General features: G+C 35.3%; 15 protein-coding genes, 1 pseudogene and 1 other annotated feature. Of the genes and pseudogenes, 11 read left to right on the forward strand and 5 right to left on the reverse strand.

Annotated features, from left to right (window positions below):
* Positions 1 to 452: 452 nt before the first annotated feature.
* A pseudogene (locus EVI01_RS09265) lies at positions 453 to 1,296 on the forward strand (PRD domain-containing protein).
* A gap of 11 nt (positions 1,297 to 1,307) precedes the next feature.
* Positions 1,308 to 3,296, forward strand: coding sequence for an N-acetylglucosamine-specific PTS transporter subunit IIBC (nagE, locus tag EVI01_RS09270; protein ID WP_010751708.1), 1,989 nt, complete (start codon positions 1,308 to 1,310; stop codon positions 3,294 to 3,296).
* Between the two features lie 343 nt (positions 3,297 to 3,639).
* Here the strand turns inward: nagE and EVI01_RS09275 are convergent, their stop codons facing one another.
* The 3 genes from EVI01_RS09275 to EVI01_RS09285 form a co-directional block, all read right to left on the reverse strand.
* Positions 3,640 to 3,960: a hypothetical protein gene (locus tag EVI01_RS09275; protein ID WP_146811624.1), complete on the reverse strand. Its 321-nt coding sequence runs from the start codon at positions 3,958 to 3,960 to the stop codon at positions 3,640 to 3,642.
* Complete coding sequence (locus EVI01_RS09280; RefSeq protein WP_146811626.1) at positions 3,953 to 5,215, reverse strand: helix-turn-helix domain-containing protein; 1,263 nt, start codon at positions 5,213 to 5,215, stop codon at positions 3,953 to 3,955. Before EVI01_RS09280 ends, EVI01_RS09275 begins: the two co-directional genes overlap by 8 nt.
* Positions 5,216 to 5,449: 234 nt before the next feature.
* Entirely contained in the window at positions 5,450 to 6,388 is a 939-nt protein-coding gene (locus tag EVI01_RS09285) for a glycosyltransferase family 2 protein (RefSeq protein ID WP_010751706.1), read from the reverse strand.
* A gap of 211 nt (positions 6,389 to 6,599) precedes the next feature.
* Here EVI01_RS09285 and EVI01_RS09290 point away from each other — a divergent pair, with 211 nt between their 5' ends.
* A complete protein-coding gene (locus EVI01_RS09290) occupies positions 6,600 to 7,070 on the forward strand; it encodes a methylated-DNA--[protein]-cysteine S-methyltransferase (protein WP_010751705.1) in 471 nt (156 codons plus the stop codon).
* Positions 7,071 to 7,148: 78 nt separating this feature from the next.
* Here EVI01_RS09290 and EVI01_RS09295 read toward each other — a convergent pair whose 3' ends face one another.
* Positions 7,149 to 8,189: a YeiH family protein gene (locus EVI01_RS09295; RefSeq protein ID WP_010751704.1), complete on the reverse strand. Its 1,041-nt coding sequence runs from the start codon at positions 8,187 to 8,189 to the stop codon at positions 7,149 to 7,151.
* Between the two features lie 158 nt (positions 8,190 to 8,347).
* Positions 8,348 to 9,298 (reverse strand): TDT family transporter, encoded by a 951-nt coding sequence (locus EVI01_RS09300; protein ID WP_010751703.1) that lies wholly within the window; start codon positions 9,296 to 9,298, stop codon positions 8,348 to 8,350.
* 328 nt (positions 9,299 to 9,626) lie between these two features.
* On the opposite strand from EVI01_RS09300, the gene EVI01_RS09305 reads away from it, so the two are divergent.
* From EVI01_RS09305 to sufC, 8 genes are all read left to right on the forward strand, one after another.
* Complete coding sequence (locus tag EVI01_RS09305) at positions 9,627 to 10,478, forward strand: LysR family transcriptional regulator (RefSeq protein WP_025480682.1); 852 nt, start codon at positions 9,627 to 9,629, stop codon at positions 10,476 to 10,478.
* Positions 10,479 to 10,627: 149 nt separating this feature from the next.
* Complete coding sequence (locus EVI01_RS09310; RefSeq protein ID WP_010751701.1) at positions 10,628 to 11,824, forward strand: FtsW/RodA/SpoVE family cell cycle protein; 1,197 nt, start codon at positions 10,628 to 10,630, stop codon at positions 11,822 to 11,824.
* A gap of 5 nt (positions 11,825 to 11,829) precedes the next feature.
* Entirely contained in the window at positions 11,830 to 12,186 is a 357-nt protein-coding gene (locus EVI01_RS09315) for an arsenate reductase family protein (RefSeq protein ID WP_010751700.1), read from the forward strand.
* Between the two features lies 1 nt (position 12,187).
* Positions 12,188 to 12,526: a glycine cleavage system H family protein gene (locus tag EVI01_RS09320; RefSeq protein ID WP_010751699.1), complete on the forward strand. Its 339-nt coding sequence runs from the start codon at positions 12,188 to 12,190 to the stop codon at positions 12,524 to 12,526.
* Between the two features lie 85 nt (positions 12,527 to 12,611).
* Positions 12,612 to 12,876: a binding site (T-box leader), on the forward strand.
* Between the two features lie 65 nt (positions 12,877 to 12,941).
* Positions 12,942 to 13,976 carry a methionine ABC transporter ATP-binding protein gene (locus EVI01_RS09325; RefSeq protein WP_010751698.1) on the forward strand — a complete coding sequence of 345 codons (1,035 nt, stop codon included), beginning with the start codon at positions 12,942 to 12,944 and terminating at the stop codon, positions 13,974 to 13,976.
* The gene (locus tag EVI01_RS09330) at positions 13,969 to 14,655 is read left to right on the forward strand and encodes a methionine ABC transporter permease (protein WP_010751697.1); all 687 of its coding nucleotides are present in this window, start codon (positions 13,969 to 13,971) and stop codon (positions 14,653 to 14,655) included. The genes EVI01_RS09325 and EVI01_RS09330 overlap by 8 nt, the downstream gene beginning before the upstream one ends.
* 29 nt (positions 14,656 to 14,684) lie before the next feature.
* Positions 14,685 to 15,536: a MetQ/NlpA family ABC transporter substrate-binding protein gene (locus EVI01_RS09335; RefSeq protein ID WP_010751696.1), complete on the forward strand. Its 852-nt coding sequence runs from the start codon at positions 14,685 to 14,687 to the stop codon at positions 15,534 to 15,536.
* Between the two features lie 1,037 nt (positions 15,537 to 16,573).
* Positions 16,574 to 17,347, forward strand: a complete 774-nt coding sequence (gene sufC / locus EVI01_RS09340) for a Fe-S cluster assembly ATPase SufC (RefSeq protein ID WP_010751695.1) — start codon at positions 16,574 to 16,576, stop codon at positions 17,345 to 17,347.
* Positions 17,348 to 17,359: the final 12 nt, after the last annotated feature.

A 17,359-nucleotide genomic window follows, 5' to 3' on the forward strand; every position in this document is an offset into this window, starting at 1 on the left:
AAATGGGGTAGTTAGGAACTTGTTTTTCTCGTTAATTATTAGAAACAAATTCTGGGACTGAGGATGTCATTTTATGTTTCCTTATCCCTAATAAAATGAAGGGAAAATAAACAAATATTAATTAAAAAGATTTTATAAATAACTATATTTATTGTTTTTTTCTATATATTTTATTACTTTCTATGTAAGAAAGGCTTTTTTAACAATGTATATGAACTCAAAAAAAACATTAACTAATTTTAAAAAAAACATTGACAAAACACAAATGCGTATATAGAATGATATCGTTAACAAATATTCTGTTTCATGTGACTAGATCATACTAGGCATGGAAAGTCTCTGAAGGGAAGTTGTAGACTTTTTTTAGGGATTTTCATGCCTATTTTTTATAGGCCAAGATCGTATGAGGCTAGAACCAAAGAAACAGAAAACTCTAGAGAAGGAATGCGCGTATGAAAATCAAAAAGATTTTGAATCAAAATGCTGTATTGGTGGATGCAAACGGGCAAGAGAAAGTAGCAATCGGAAAAGGAATTTGATAAAAAAAGAAATGATTTGATTTTTGAGCGAGAAATTGAACGAATTTTTGTTATGGAGCCAGAAGGACAGCTAAAATTGCAAAATCTATTGAATCAGATCGATGCACGTTTTTTATTTGCAGCCGAACATATCATTGATTATGCAGAAACTGTTTTGATGGAAAAACTGAATGAGCATTTATTGATTGGGTTATCCGATCACATTGCGTTTTCAGCAGAAAATATCAAAAATGGCATTGTTATTCGTAACAAGTTGTTGCGAGAGATCGAGGTTTTGTACAGTGAAGAATTTAGTATTGCTCAATGGGCAGTAGAATACTTGACAAAAGAACTTGATGTACCTTATACGTATGACGAAGCGGGCTATATCGCGATTCATATCCATAGCGCTCGCAGTGGTCAGACAAGTAATCATCGCAGTATTCGGGAAGTAACGATCATTTCAGATGTGATTCAGTTGATTGAACGAGAATTAACAATTGATATGCATTCCGAAGCGATGGCACTTAATTATTCTCGACTTGCCAATCATTTACGGCTACTTTTGCAACGGACGAATGCCCAACAATATGCAGTTTTGGATACGGAAATCGTGCAAATGGTGAAACGGAAGTATCCGAAAAGCTATAAAATTGCAAAAGAAATACGTGTTTTACTGATCAAACAATATCAAATGTCTATCACAAGCGAAGAATTGGGTTACTTGGCCATCCATATTGAACGTTTGCGAGGGACGATTGAGCACCACGAAAACTAGGGGGAACAAAAATGAAAGCATATATGCAACGTATGGGGCGCTCATTGATGCTACCAGTCGCAGTTTTACCTGCTGCTTCTTTATTAGTAGGTATTGCAAACTGGATCGTCGGAATGGGTGTAAGCAACGCTGGAACAACATTCTTAACAAATGCAGGGCTTGCAATTTTAAATCATTTGGCATTATTATTCGCTGTAGGACTAGCATTAGGAATGTCTAAAGACAAAGATGGATCAGCTGCACTTGCTGGTTTAGTCGCTTATTTAGTACCACAAACTGTTTTAGATCCAACATCTGTTCAAAGTTTATTAGGATTAAAAGATATAGCAGATGTTAACACTGCTTTTAATAGCATGGGCAACAATGTATTTGTCGGAATCATCGCAGGTTTAACTGCCGCAGCGATGTACAATCGATTTAGTAATGTAAAATTACCAATGGCCTTGTCATTCTTTAGTGGGAAACGACTAGTGCCGATCATGTCTGCGCTAGGTATGTTAGTTATTTCTGGTATTTTATTATTTATCTGGCCTAGTGTATATGACGTCCTTGTTTCATTTGGTAAAATGATTTCGGGCTTAGGTTTTGTGGGAGCTGGTTTGTATGGATTCTTTAACCGTTTATTGATCCCAACAGGATTACACCATGCCTTGAACTCTGTGTTCTGGTTTGATGTTGCAGGAATCAATGATATCGGTAATTTCTTGGCTGGTCAACAAGCATTGGATAACGGAACGGCGATTATTGGACAAACTGGCATGTATCAAGCTGGTTTCTTCCCAGTGATGATGTTTGGGTTACCAGCTGGTGCCTTTGCTATTTATCAATGCGCACGTCCAGAAAAGAAAAAAGTCACTGCTTCATTGATGGTCGCAGCTGCTTTTGCTTCTTTCTTCACTGGAGTGACAGAACCACTTGAATTTTCATTCATGTTTGTTGCTTGGCCATTATATGTGATTCATGCTATCTTTACTGGATTATCATTAGCTGTCAGTGCATTCTTCCATTGGACAGCAGGTTTTGCCTTTAGTGCAGGATTTGTTGACTATTTCTTATCATTGAAAAATCCAGTAGCAAATCAGCCATTGATGCTAGTTGTTCAAGGCTTAGTGTTTGCAGCAATCTATTATTTTGGTTTCCGCTTTGCGATTCAAAAATTTAATTTGATGACACCAGGGCGCGAAGAAGGTACTGGTGAAGAAACGCCAGATATCGCAACAAGCGACGATAAATTTGCTGCTTTGGCAAGTCAAATCTATGCGGCATTAGGTGGAGCAAGTAACGTTACAGCGATTGATAACTGTACAACTCGTCTACGGTTACAAGTAAAAGATACTGGGGTTATTGATCAAGGGAAGATCAAAGCCACTGGTGTACCTGGTGTGAAAGTCATTGATGGAACAAACATCCAAGTTATTGTAGGAACAGAAGTACAATTTGTGGCGGATGAAATGACAAAACTTCATGGTGGTGCTGCAGCTAAGTCAGCACAACCAAGTGTGACAGCTGTAAAAACAGAAACAGTAGTAGAAGGTCCTGTAACACAAGACGTTTTTGCTGTAGCCAATGGACAGCTGATCCCAATTACAGAAGTTTCAGATGATGTATTTGCTGAAAAAATGATGGGAGATGGCTATGCTGTCTTGCCAACAACTGGCGAAATCTTCTCACCAATCTCAGGAACGATTGTCAATATCTTCCCAACGAAACATGCAGTAGGTATAAAAACAGATTCTGGTATCGAAGTTTTACTTCATATGGGAATCAATACAGTGGATTTAAAAGGTGAACCATTTACTTTATATATTGAAGAAGGACAACGTGTAGGACGTGGACAGTTGATTGCTTTAGTGGATCTTGAAGCGCTTCAAGTTTCAGGAAAACAATCAGATATGGTCGTTGTCTTTACAAATGGAGATAAAGTACAACAATTAGAAATTCAAGCAAAACGTAATGTCAAAGCAAATGAACCGATTGGAAAAGTAACCAACAAAGGATAAGTGATGAATCATTCGTAATCCTTAAGCCAAAAAAATAAATCGAGAATCGAAGGGATGTTTTAAAACCTTTGTTTCTTGGTTTATTTTTTTTAAGATCTGTAAAAAAAACTGTCACTATAGCAATATTTTTATTGGATAGATGTACCTTAGAAAAAAATGTATGAAAGAAAATGTGGGATAAAAAGTAAAGACTACTTTCAACTCATGAATAGTGAATAGCATTGATGGCGCTATTAATAAATAGAAGATACAAATAGGAAACAAGAAAATTTTGATAACAGTCATCAAAATTTCTTGTTTCCTAGATATATGTAGATTATTTTTATCCATTAAAATGGGCGTTTTAACTGTTCATCTTTATTTTTTCTTTACTGATTTGTATAAAATTTTTTTGTAGTTTCTGATAGTCATTTTCAGAGAGTGGTAACTGGATATAGATAATTTTACAAGTAATTCCTAAGTTTTCGAATACCTCTTTCGAAAGAATGAGGTCGCTAATGACGATATCCGTTTGTTGATGGATCGTATCAGAGATATTCATTTGGGCATGCTGAGAAAATGATGAAAGTAATATATTTTTTAAACGAGCCGTGGAAAATTTAGAATAAAGACTTATATTGATTACTGGTAATAAATCCAACGGCATTAAATGTTTATCAATCAATTGCGCATATTACTGGTAATAAATCCAACGGCATTAAATGTTTATCAATCAATTGCGCATATTGTTGGTAAATAAATTGTTTATGCTGAGCCACCCATTCATAATGAGGATTATTAAAAACAAATTTTTCTAATTGTTGAAAAACTAAATCAAGTTTTTCTTTTTCGAGCACGGAAAGTTCATCGGAATAACTCGCCCACATATCAATTTCTTCTAACTGTAACGTACCATATAAAAGAACTCGGTAATGGATGTTACAAAGTTTTTGAAAAAGAATACTCTTATTTCCATTGAAGATACAGCAAAAACAATCGTGGATCTCAAAAATCATCTTAAGAAAATGTTTTTCCTGTAAATCCGTGTCCAGTAAGAAAAATCGTGCTGGAAAATCGGTATCCGAAAAATCATTTAACGCTAAAATATTGCTAAAAAGTGCCCGAATCTTTTGTGTTTTGTCTTTTTTTCCCAAATTAGGAACCAGTTGTTGCAATTGTTGTCCGAATTTTTGAGCCTGTACACTATATTTATGGGTATATGGATTATATTGGGGCAATGTAAAGAAATCTTCTTCAAAATAAAGCTGTTTCTTCATTCGAACAATAGCAACAGCACAATAATAGTGAAGCAAACCCTTTTTTTCTACGCCACTTTTTTCTAAAATATCGTCTGGAACGAATTGCAATAGTTTGGTGATGTCACGGTAGGAAACAGTTTGGAAAATCCATTTATATGCACCGTATGAATGTAAAAAAAAGAATGCATAGAACAAGCGGATGACAGATTCCTTGCCGTGTAAACTGATTTTTGTATGTGTTGTTTTGATTTCAAGTTGCCAAGGATGTAATAATTTTTGTAATAAATGAATCTCTCTTCGAAGAGTGGATGGCGTAATAAACCAATTTGAACTAATTGATTTTACACTTAATAAAGAATCGGTCATCATCCCTCGAATTAACTGAAATTTAAGTGAATCTTCTAAATAATAAAGTAATAAAAGATCAAGTTTAAAATCCAAATTAATCGTTAGAAAGTAGTTTTTCTCTGTAGAATCGAACTGAATGGCAAGTTGATCTTGGCAATTAAATTTGGTTAAATCTTCTTGAATAAGTTCAAGCGTATGATTGAGTGTGGTCAAACTGATACCGAGCTTTTGAAGTAATTTTTTTTGATGGATTTGATGTTTCTCCGAATTGAAAATAATAGAGATAATACGAAATCGTTTTTGATAAGCTAAATCTAGGAATTCATTCATCATTTATTAGGCACCTCCTTTTTTATAGAAGAAATATATTTTGTTCTATATACATTTTAATTTATTTGTAATAAAAATAACAACTAATAATAAATGTTATAAAAAAATAATTACAATTTTAATGATAACAAACATAATGTATCAGAATAAAAAAGAGAAAATCAATATTCTACTGAAACACACAATGGAAAGATAAAAAAACGGAGTAGGTCATCTACTCCGAAAAAGTCCTAGCAATTATTTCTTACGCAAGTCTTTTGTTTTTTCTGTTTCTCGAACAATATAAACTGGCCGCTGTTTGGTTTCAAGGAAAATTTTTCCAATGTATTTACCGATGATTCCAAGGCATAGTAATTGAATTCCACCGATAAATAAAATGATCGATACCATTGAAGGCCAACCAGCTGTAGGATCATCAAAGAATAAGGCACGTAAAATAATAAATAAAATAGCAATTCCTGAACCTACACACGAAAAAGCACCAACAAAAGAAGCAATCGTAAGTGGTGTATCTGAAAAGTTAACAATACCGTCAATTGAATAATTGAATAGTTTCCAAAAAGACCAAGAAGTTTCACCCGCTACACGTTCACGGTTTTCAAAGGAGATGTATTCTGTTTTAAATCCCACCCAACTAAATAAGCCTTTTGAAAAGCGATTATACTCTGTTAATTCTAAAACAGCATCCACCATTTGACGGGTCATCAAGCGATAATCTCTTGCACCATCCACCATCTCTGTGTCACTAATTTTATTAATCAATTGGTAAAAACGTCTGGCAAAAAAACTACGAAGAGCTGGTTCACCTTCTCTAGTCGAGCGACGTGTTCCAACACAATCAATATCAGTCGACAGTATTTTTTCGATCATTACCGGTAATAACTCTGGGGGGTCTTGGAGATCCACATCCATTACTGTAATAAGTTCGCCAGTAGAAGCTTTTAGACCAGCATAAAGCGCGGCTTCTTTTCCAAAGTTACGAGAAAAAGAAACAAACCGAACATAATCATAAGTGTCAGATAATTGTTTGATCGCTTGTAAAGTGTTGTCTGTTGAGCCATCATCGATAAATAAGTACTCAAACTCATGTACTTCTTTGAATTTTTCTACTTCATTAAAGAAAAGTGGTACGGTTTTTTCTTCATTAAAGCATGGTACAACGATCGATATTTTCATAATACAAATCCTTTCAAATAAATGTTATTTGCTATGACATAGCCCTTTAAATAACGTTAGTATATTACTACTATTAGCAACTAGCAGTTTCATTTTATCACCTAATTGAAAATTAATAAAATTTTAGTTTGTATTTTTAGTAAAAATAATAGAAGATAAACAAAATGATAAAAAGGGGGCAAGTCTAATTTCATTCGAATTAGACGCTGAAATGAAAATCAATACACCTGTTGGATGTTTATGGTTAGATGCAGATCAAGTTGGATTGACGGCGATTTCTTTTGAACCTATTGATGAAAATAGTAGAGCAGATCAGAAAATTTTGTCCGATGCAAAAATGCAGTTAAACGAATATTTTGCTGGACAACGCCAATCATTTACACTTCCTTTTTCTATTCAAAAAGGAACGTTGTTTCAAAAAAAAGTTTGGCAAGCACTTCAAGAAATTCCTTATGGACAAATGTGTACGTATAAAGAACTAGCAGAAGTTATTACTAATCCGAAAGCGGTAAGAGCGATTGGACAAGCAAACCGCATGAACCCACTTCCGATAGTGATTCCTTGTCATCGAGTGATCGGACAAAATGGACAATTAACTGGCTATATGGGCAATTCAGGAGAGGGACTGGTGATTAAACGCAAACTCCTAGAATTAGAAGAAGCTTTACCAAAAATCAAATAAAAAACAAAAACACCATGACAAAGTTCATTTATCGTGGTGTTCTTGTCTTTTTAAGAGCCATTTGCTGAAAAAACAAGTTTACAAATGGATGAACCAAATCAAGAATAAAGCGACAATGGTTTGGAGTAATCCAACAGATAAGCCGTAAGATAAGAAGCGAGGTCCTTCTTTCATGAATTTTGCAAAATCTAAGCGTAACCCAATTGCAGCTAAGGCAGTGATTTCAAACCAGTTACTGATAAAATGAGCACTAGCATCAACAACAGCAGGAAGCGTAAATAAACTATTGATCAAGCAGAAAACTAAAAAGCCTAATACATACCAAGGCAAAGGCAATTTTCTTTTCGAAGTAACGCCAGTCGAGTTGACTTTATGTGTGGGCTTCTTTTTTTGCATAAATTTTTCAAATAAATAGACCACTACTACCAACATCATGATTCTTAAAATTTTGAATAACATGGCGAACTGAACAACCGAAGCATCTAGCAAGCTAGCACCAGCCACTACTTGTCCAACAGATTGAAGTGTGCCACCTAAAAGTGCACTTTTTTCAATTAAATTTTCTCCATATAAATGTAATCCAAGAAAAGGCAAGGATAACATCATGACTGTACCTAATAAATTAACTAATGTAATGATTTGGCCTTTTTCTTCTTCTTTTGCATTTATAACAGGAGCAATTGAAGCAATGGCAGAAGAACCACAAACGGCATTCCCTCCAGCCATCATTAATGAGGCGGTATCACTGAATAGTAATTTTTTGCCGATCCAATAAGCGCCCAAAATCGTCACACTCATTTGGATCAATACAAAGACAATTCCTTTGATCCCAATTTGAGCAATTGTTTGTGCGGTGACTGTTGCCCCTAATAAAAAAACAGAACATTCCAATAATTTGCTTTCAGCAAATTTTGTGCCACTACCTAGAGAAGGCTGTTTGAAAAAGGTATTTCCAAGTAAAATGCCTAATAAAATCGCAAGAGTTGCGGCTCCAAGCTGAGGTAAGAATAGAGCGAGCCCCTTGCTTATTATGGCTACTAAAAAAGCTAGCAGCAAGCCAGGCAAAATTTTACGTATCTCCTTTTTTTCGATGAAATGGAGAAATTGTTTGAAGTTCATAGAATAAAGTTCCTTTCATGATCGATGTTCAAGCAAATGCTTGAACAAATAATTCCTTGATAATAGTAGCATTGTTCCATTTTTTTGACAAAATATAAAAATGCAAAAATTCTTCTGCCTTTTTTAAATTTAAAAAAGGCAGAAGAGAAGTGGCTTGATTAAATTTCTTTAGGAAAGTAATTGTTTGTCTTTCCGTGTTCTTTTAATAGGAAAAAGACGTAATGCATCAATACATAAACGACCATCCCGGTAGCTATGGTTAGTTCAATTAGTTTTAGCACATTTAAATACTCATTCGTCATACCTAGTGCATCAAAGTAACGAACAGCATAAAACAGTGCTGTTGCAGAAATCACTAATGGAAAAGTAAAAGCTGCGTAACTTGGATAAAAACGTAATTTCAATAGCTTCGGTAACATAGATAAAACAATAAAGTACAAAATTTGAGATAAGATAAATAATAGAACAACTAAATAAATAGAAGGATGCGCAAAATTTTTTAAGTAACCAGTTAAGCAAAGCGATCCTGGGGCAGCGACAATTGTGATCAACGGAAGCGTAGGATGAGCCATGTTTTTCACAAAAAATACTCGATGGATAATAATTGGTAATAAAAAAGCATAACAAGTAAGAGAAATCCAAAAGAAAATTTGCCCAATAATTGGGAAAAAATTGCCGGCAGTTACTGTAATGACTCCAAAACCGACATAAATAATAAACCAACTTGGATAAATAGCTTCAATCGCCAGATCCGCTTTGATCACATGATGATAAGTAAAATACATCACGAGGATCACTTGGAAGATAACGGCACAAAGCCAAATAATACGAACAATCGGTAATGTAGCGGGAAATGAAACAAAATATGTGCAGATGACCATCAGAGCCATAGTGAAAGTGGGGGACACTGAAGCAATGATCGGATCATGCAACATTTTTTTCGTATGTTCAAATAACAGAAATAATTTGACAAATATCAGAATTATCAGGACTAGGCTGATTCCTCCTATGATATTCCCTAATTGGATCAAATGATATTCTTTGAACAAATTACCTAATGAAGCTAACCCAAGAATTAAACCACAAATCGGGATCGGGATAATCTTCAAAAAATTTTCATTTTATCAATTCTCCTTTTTCATTAAATAGGTGTGAATGGTTAGAAAAAAACTCAGAATGTAACGATAAGTAAATGAGAAAGGGTTGATAGTTTTTTGCACGAACATAAATGAACGTTTATCGGGAAATAAACAAATAGTTAGCATTTACTTATCGTTAGGAAAACAATGTTGGACAAGCTGTCTCATTGCTTCTGAGTTTGATCAAAAAATGATCTTAAATATTGTGCTTTACATTTCTTATTATAATCATTTTATGGTATATTTAAATCAAATAGTTATTATAGTTATTATAATAAAAAGTTATGGAAGTGAACGCATGCTGAAACTACTAACGACGTTTCGTGTTGTCTATGAAACAAGAAATTTTTCTAGAACAGCTGAATTACTATTTTTATCCCAACCAGCTGTATCCAATCAAGTAAAGCAACTGGAAAGAGAATTAGGTGTTACTCTGTTTGAGCGCAATGGACGAAAAGAAATGAAACCAACGAAGCAAGCGGATTTGCTTTATGAACGAGCATTGGTTTTGTTAGAAGACTGGCAAGAAACCCAACAACAGTTATTAGACGAACAAAATGAAGAAGAGGTTTGCCGAATTGTTGCCTCCCACACATTTGCTGTTTACCTGTTGCCAAAATTGCTAAAGTTTTTACTCCCAAAATATCCTAAAGTTAATTTTGTCGTTTCATATGCAAATTCTCATCACGCACTGGATCAAATTGCCAAACATGAGGCAGATTTTGGTTTTATAGAAAAACCCCTAGAAACGACAGGGGTTCAAAGATTTTCTTTGATGGAAGATGAATTAGTCATTGCAGGGGATCCTGATAGCCAACTTTGGTTAGTCAGAGAGTCAACTTCTGGTGTGTTTCATTACACTCAGCGGTATTTTGAAGAAAAGAATATTCATGGGAAAAAGATGCTAATAAAAAGTAATGAAATCATTGCCGCTCTTTTAAAAGAAGGAGTAGGTTGTTCTATCTTATCAAAACGTGCCACGCCAGAAAATGTGCCAATGAAGTCATTAGATTATCATCGCAACTTTTATTTGATTCAACGGACTCACTTGGTTTCGGAAAGTCTGCAATCAATCGCAAAAGAAATCTTGATTTATAATGAATTTTACAAAAAAACGGTAGAAAAAAATAAAAGAGATTTTAATAGTTAATCTTGCGTTGAATATCCATTAGAAATCAATCATAAGAACTGGAAGATCATAATTTTAAGTTTTCTCAAATGTATTTGCTTTGGCTTTCATTTATTTAACGAGACCGCTATAATATAGAACAGTATGGTTTTTAAGAAAAGGGATGAAACATGGAAAAAAAACAAAAAGCTTCTAACAATAACCGTGATAATCGCATTGACTATGGCGTGATATTACCAGTGTTTTTATTATGTTTGATTGGATTGCTTTCATTATATGTTGCACTAAATCATGATCCGAATAATCCTTCAGTTGTAAGAGGGGTTGGGATGCAAGCTCTATGGTATGTAGTAGGTACAGTAGCAATTATCGTCATTATGCATTTAAATTCGAAATGGATTTGGAAATTAACGCCTTATCTCTATGGTCTTGGATTAGTGGTCATGGGTTTGTTATTAAAATTCTATGATCGGAACCTGGCGGCGTCTACCGGCTCCAAAAACTGGTTTAGTTTTGGTTCCTTTACATTTCAGCCATCTGAATTAATGAAAATTGCCTATATCCTCATGATGGCACTCATTGTGACAAAACATAATACGCAGTTGAGAGAACGAACAATCAAGTCGGATTTTTGGCTAATTGCTAAAATGTTGATGGTGACATTGCCTGTCTTAGCTTTGATCATGGCACAAGATGATTTTGGTACAATGCTAGTCTTTTTAGCTATTTTTGGTGGTGTATTCCTGATGTCAGGCATCTCTTGGCGTATTATTGTTCCGGTGATTGCTTTGGCAGTTATCGTAGGTGCAGGCACGATCTTTTTAGTCACGACAGAAGGTGGCAGAGAGTTACTTTATAAAGTAGGCTTTAAATCTTACCAATTTGCCCGCATTGATTCTTGGCTTGATCCTTTCCATGATACAACCAGCATGAGTTATCAACCTGCTCAAGGATTATTAGCGATTGGGACTGGTGGATTATTCGGGAAAGGATTCAACGTAAGCAATATTTATGTGCCTGTACGTGAATCGGATATGATTTTTACTGTTATCGGTGAGAATTTTGGATTTATCGGTGGTGCATTTGTCGTATTCTTGTATTTTATTTTGATTTATCGTATGATCCGAGTCTGCTTTGATACAAATAATGAATTTTATGCGTACATCGCAAGTGGCTTGATCATGATGCTCCTCTTTCATGTATTTGAAAATATCGGCGCCAATATTGGTTTATTACCACTGACTGGGATTCCTCTTCCATTTATCAGTCAAGGTGGTTCATCGGTTTTAGGAAATATGATCGGCATTGGTTTGATTTTATCTATGAGATATCAAAACGAAGCACCGACAAAAACATCTAGGAGGTAAGACTGTTGTATGATTTCTATTGGTATCCTAAATGCTCAACTTGTAAGAAAGCTAAAGCATGGCTAGAAGCACATGACATTGACTTTCAAACAATTGATATGATCAAAAATCCACCAACAGCAGAAACGATCGAAGAATGGCTGAAACATAATGAAGTACCGATCCGTCGTTTGTTTAATACAAGTGGTATGAAGTATCGAGAACTTGGTCTGAAAGATCAAATCACTGATTTTTCTATTCAACAAGCCAGTCGCGTTCTTTCTAGTGATGGGATGTTGATCAAAAGACCCCTGATCGTCAAAGGCAAACAACTCGTCGCAATCGGTTTGAATGAAAAAACATATGAAGGAGTATTGATGTAAAATGGCTGGGAAACATTTAAAGAAAAAAGAGAATCTTTGGATTTTATTTAATGGTAAAGAATACTGCATAGGCTTAACAAAGGAAGCACAAGAAGAACTAGGGGAGATCACGTTTGCTAATCTACCAAAAGTAGGACAAGCAGTAAAAAGTGGCGAACCTTTAATTGAAGTAGAAGCTGAAAAAGCAGTCAATGAATTTGCTAGTCCATTAAGTGGAACCATCTCTTCAGTAAATGAAAAAATTAGTGATGATATCAACGTGTTAAATGACCAAGATGAAATGAATGCTTGGATTTTGAGTGTGAAAGATGTGGCACAAGAAGAATTTGAGAAATTATAAGATAAGAATTATCTGAAAATTTACAGACTGATCTGGTAAGTTATTGACACGCTATTTTTCTACTGTTATAATTACGACAATAACAAATAAAGCTTTGAAAAGAAGAGTACATGTCACAGATGTTTGCAGAGAGCCCTGTTTGCTGAAAAAGGGTAACGGAAATGAGATGGAAGATGGTCTTAGAGCAGAGTAAGTGAGCCCAGGCAAACTTGCTACGGGAGTGCCCGTTACAGCACAACGGTATGCGGGAATGATCAACAGAATCTTCACTAAGTACTGGTAGAGGTTGTTATTGTAAAATAGCAGCGAATCAAGGTGGTAACACGGAAGTATAAGCTTTCGTCCTTTTGCTAAAGCAAGGGGACGGAGGCTTTTTTGTTTCCTAAGTAAAAACAAAAAGAAAGATGTGAGAGATATGTCATTGATCCAATTAACGAGTGTCGAAAAAACATTCGGCGGAAAAAATGGAGCCATTCAAGCTGTTAATGATGTTTCGTTAACCGTTGAAAAAGGGGATATTTACGGAATCGTGGGCTATTCTGGCGCAGGGAAAAGTACGCTTGTACGTTTATTAAATGGCTTAGAACTACCGACAAGTGGAACGGTCGTCGTAAATAACCAAGACATCACCAAATTAAAAAACAAAGAATTAAGAAGCTTTCGAAAAAAAATCGGGATGATTTTTCAACACTTCAATTTATTATGGTCACGAACAGTTTTAGAAAATATCCAACTTCCTTTAGAATTAGCAGGTGTTCCTAAAGAAAAACGTAAAGAACGAGCACAAGAGTTATTAGGGTTAGTTGGTTTAGAAGGAAGAGGAAATGCCTATCCTTCCCAACTTTCCGGTGGACAAAAACAAAGAGTAGGGATTGCACGTGCGTTAGCAAATGATCCAGAAATCTTGCTTTGTGATGAAGCAACAAGTGCTTTAGACCCACAGACGACGGAAGAAGTATTGGACTTGCTATTAGCAATCAATAAAAAACTAAACCTAACGATCGTATTGATTACCCATGAAATGAATGTCATCCGTAAAATTTGTAATAAAGTCGCTGTTATGGAACGTGGAAAAGTGGTGGAAGAAGGCGATGTGTTATCTGTCTTCAAAAATCCGCAACAAGAAGTAACTAAACGATTTGTTCAGCAAGATATCGAGCCAGAAGCAGATTCCACAGAATTACTGGCAGAATTGATCAAAGAAAATCCAAAAGGTCGTTTAGTGACGCTGGTCTTCAATGAAAAAAACGCCAACGAACCAGTCATTTCTCAAGCCATACGACAATATAACGTTGATATCAATGTAGTCTATGGAAAAATCAAGCAAACAGCAGAAGGCTCTTTTGGCTCTTTGACAACCTTGATGACAGGAGAGGAACAAGAATTGGATCAAGCAGAAAGTTTTATTAAAGAACAAGGCGTTGGAGTGGAGGTGATCCACCGTGGATAAAAGCTTTGCAGAAACCTATTTAAATTTTAGTCAAATTAATATGGAAACAATGAAACAGGCACTAATAGATACGCTTTATATGACATTAATCTCAATGGTATTAGTCACCGTCATTGGATTAATTCTTGGATTGATCCTTTATACTATCGGACGCAAAAATAAACCTTATGCACGTATTATTTATGGCATTGTTTCGATTATTAGTAATATTTTCCGTTCCACACCGTTTATGATTTTAATGGTCTTGATCATTCCCTTTACCAAAGCCATCGTAGGAACGATGTTGGGGGCTCAAGCTGCGATACCAGCTTTAGTTTTATCAGCAGCACCATTTTATGCCCGCTTAGTTGAAATTGCTTTTCGTGAAGTCAGCCCGGGTGTATTAGAAGCAGCAGATGCGATGGGTGCAAGTTATTGGGAAATCATTTGGAAAGTCTTGATTCCAGAAAGTGTGCCTGCGTTAATTTCAGGCTTGACCGTGACAACCATTTCAATGATCGGCTTTACTGCGATGGCAGGAGCGATCGGTGCTGGTGGTTTAGGGGGACTTGCTTGGCAAGAAGGGTACCAACGTGGTAATCTGACAGTGACATTTGTTGCAACTTTAGTGATATTAGTTATTGTTTTTATCGTCCAAGGGATCGGTGATTTCTTAACGAAGAAAACAGATAAAAGATAAAATATAAAAGGACATTGGGGGATAAAAAGATGAAAAAGAAAATTTTGGGATTTGCAGCAGTAGCATTATTGACGATCGGATTAGCTGCTTGTGGAAACAGCAGCGACAGCAAGAGTGATTCATCAAACAGTAAAGATGATACAACCTTAAAAGTAGGCGCCTCGCCAACTCCTCATGCGGAGATTTTGGAACATGTTAAACCTTTATTGAAAGATGAAGGTATCAACTTAGAAATCGTAAAATTTGATGACTATGTCTTACCAAATCAATCCTTGGAAGAAGGGGATATTGATGCCAACTACTTCCAACACATTCCTTATTTAAACAAAGAAATCAAAGACAAAGGTTATGATTTTGTGAATGCTGGAGCTGTTCATATCGAACCAATGGGCTTGTATTCAAAGAAAATCAAAGATATTTCTGAGTTAAAAGATGGTGCGACAATCATCACTTCAAATTCAGAATCTGACTGGGGTCGAATCATTACGATTTTACAAGATGCTGGGCTAGTGAAAGTAAAAGATGGTGTCAATTTAGAAACAGCCACTTTTGACGATATCTCTGAAAATCCTAAAAACTTGAAATTCAATCATTCCATTGACGCTTCATTGTTAGCTTCTACTTATCAAAACGATGAAGGTGATCTAGTAGCGATCAATGCCAATTTTGCTTATGGTGCTGGCTTGAATCCACTAGAAGATGCGGTATTACTAGAAAAAGACAATTCACCATACGTAAATGTTATTGCCACACGTAAGGGCGATGAAAACAGTGATAAAATCAAAAAATTAGTAGAAGTCCTACACCGTAAAGACGTTCAAAAATGGATCGAAGACAAATGGGGCGGCTCTGTAAAACCAGTCGCAGCTGATGCGAAATAAGTAAAAATTTTCGTCTATGAGATAAGAAAAGGCAACGACTCACATAGAAACAAATCGTATGCATAATCATTAGTGAGTCATCAAAAAATTTCTGTATACCAGTTCAAAGTACCGGTCGTAAGTGTTCTAGTGAACGTACATGCTTTCTTTTCTTTGACGGAATGGGGTAAACGACCGATATCCAATAAATAATGTTTGTTCAACTGATCTTAAGTAAGCTTAAAATGTAGGTGAACACAAATGAGGCATTCATTCCCATCGCTAGCAGATGGTGGATGAGTGCCTTTTTTAATTCCCTGATAATCTAAATGTTTAGTCATTCGTGAATTTGTGGCAATGGATATCAATCATTCAGCAATTACTTTGTAAAGCGCTTTTGTTCGAAACACTGCGAGGTGATCAATGATGTAATCCAATACTTCATTTTTAATCTTGCTTAAAGAAGGATGTTTTTTCTAAGAAAGAAATGACACTGTCGTTTAACATCAATCATGCTCCTTTTTATACTTATATAATCGGTTTTAGTTAAAAATCTGTGTGATAGAGTATCCTTTTTTCTATAGGAATGAAAAAAGGGGAACAATAAATAAAAAATAATGGCTTATTTTAAAGGGAAACAAAATAAATTAGGAAAAATTTGGTAAAAACATGAGAAAAGTAGTAAAATTTTTTTATTAATAAAAACAAGAATCCTTTCCACTAAACTTAGTTTTTAAGGGGTCTATGTAAAAAATAAAATTCTCTTCTATAATTGAAACAAATTTTGTCACAGTTGACGATTCGAAAATTACTTGAAGTCCCTTGACATTTGTCTTTTTTATAAATTAGTAGGGATGAGAATGAGAAACGTTGTAGAAGGGATGGTTGAGAAACGAACAGATTATCTCTTTGGTTAAATTATACATATTATTATTTAATATTCATGATTTAATGGTAGTTTGTAGAAAACATTTGATTTTCCTTGGTTAGAACATTGCGATCCATTCTCAATTAGTCTAAAATGAGTGAGAACGAAACAGAATTTGGAGGGAATTGGCATGTCTGTCTTAGAAATAAAAAATTTACATGTGTCCATTGAGGAGAAAGAGATCCTTAAAGGCGTGAACTTAACAATGAAAACTGGTGAAATCCACGCAATCATGGGCCCAAACGGAACGGGAAAATCCACATTATCCGCAGCGATCATGGGAAACCCTAATTATGAAGTGACAAAAGGCGAAATTCTATTTGATGGAAAAAATATTTTGGATTTAGAAGTCGATGAACGTGCACGTTTAGGGTTATTTTTAGCGATGCAGTATCCAAGTGAAATTCCTGGGATTACCAATGCCGAATTTATGCGGGCAGCCATCAATGCAAAACGTGAAGAAGAAGATAAAATGTCTGTTTTAATTTTCTTGAAAAAATTAGATGAAAAAATGGCACTTTTAAATATGCCAGAAGAAATGGCAGAACGCTATTTAAATGAAGGGTTTTCTGGCGGTGAAAAAAAACGCAATGAAATCTTACAATTATTAATGTTAGAACCAACTTTTGCGATTTTAGATGAAATTGATTCAGGTCTAGACATCGATGCTTTAAAAGTCGTAGCAAAAGGTGTCAATGAAATGCGTGGCGCTGATTTTGGTGCCTTGATTATCACTCACTACCAACGTTTATTAAATTATATTACACCTGATGTTGTCCATATCATGATGGAAGGACGCGTTGTAATGACAGGAAATGCTGATTTAGCCAAACGGCTAGAAGCAGAAGGTTATGCTGGTATCAGTAAGGAATTAGGTATCGACTATAAAGAAGAAGAAGCGTAAGGAGGAACGGCA

It is taken from the genome of Enterococcus villorum, from assembly GCF_007990225.1.
In the GTDB taxonomy this organism is placed as follows: Bacteria; Bacillota; Bacilli; order Lactobacillales; family Enterococcaceae; genus Enterococcus_B; species Enterococcus_B villorum.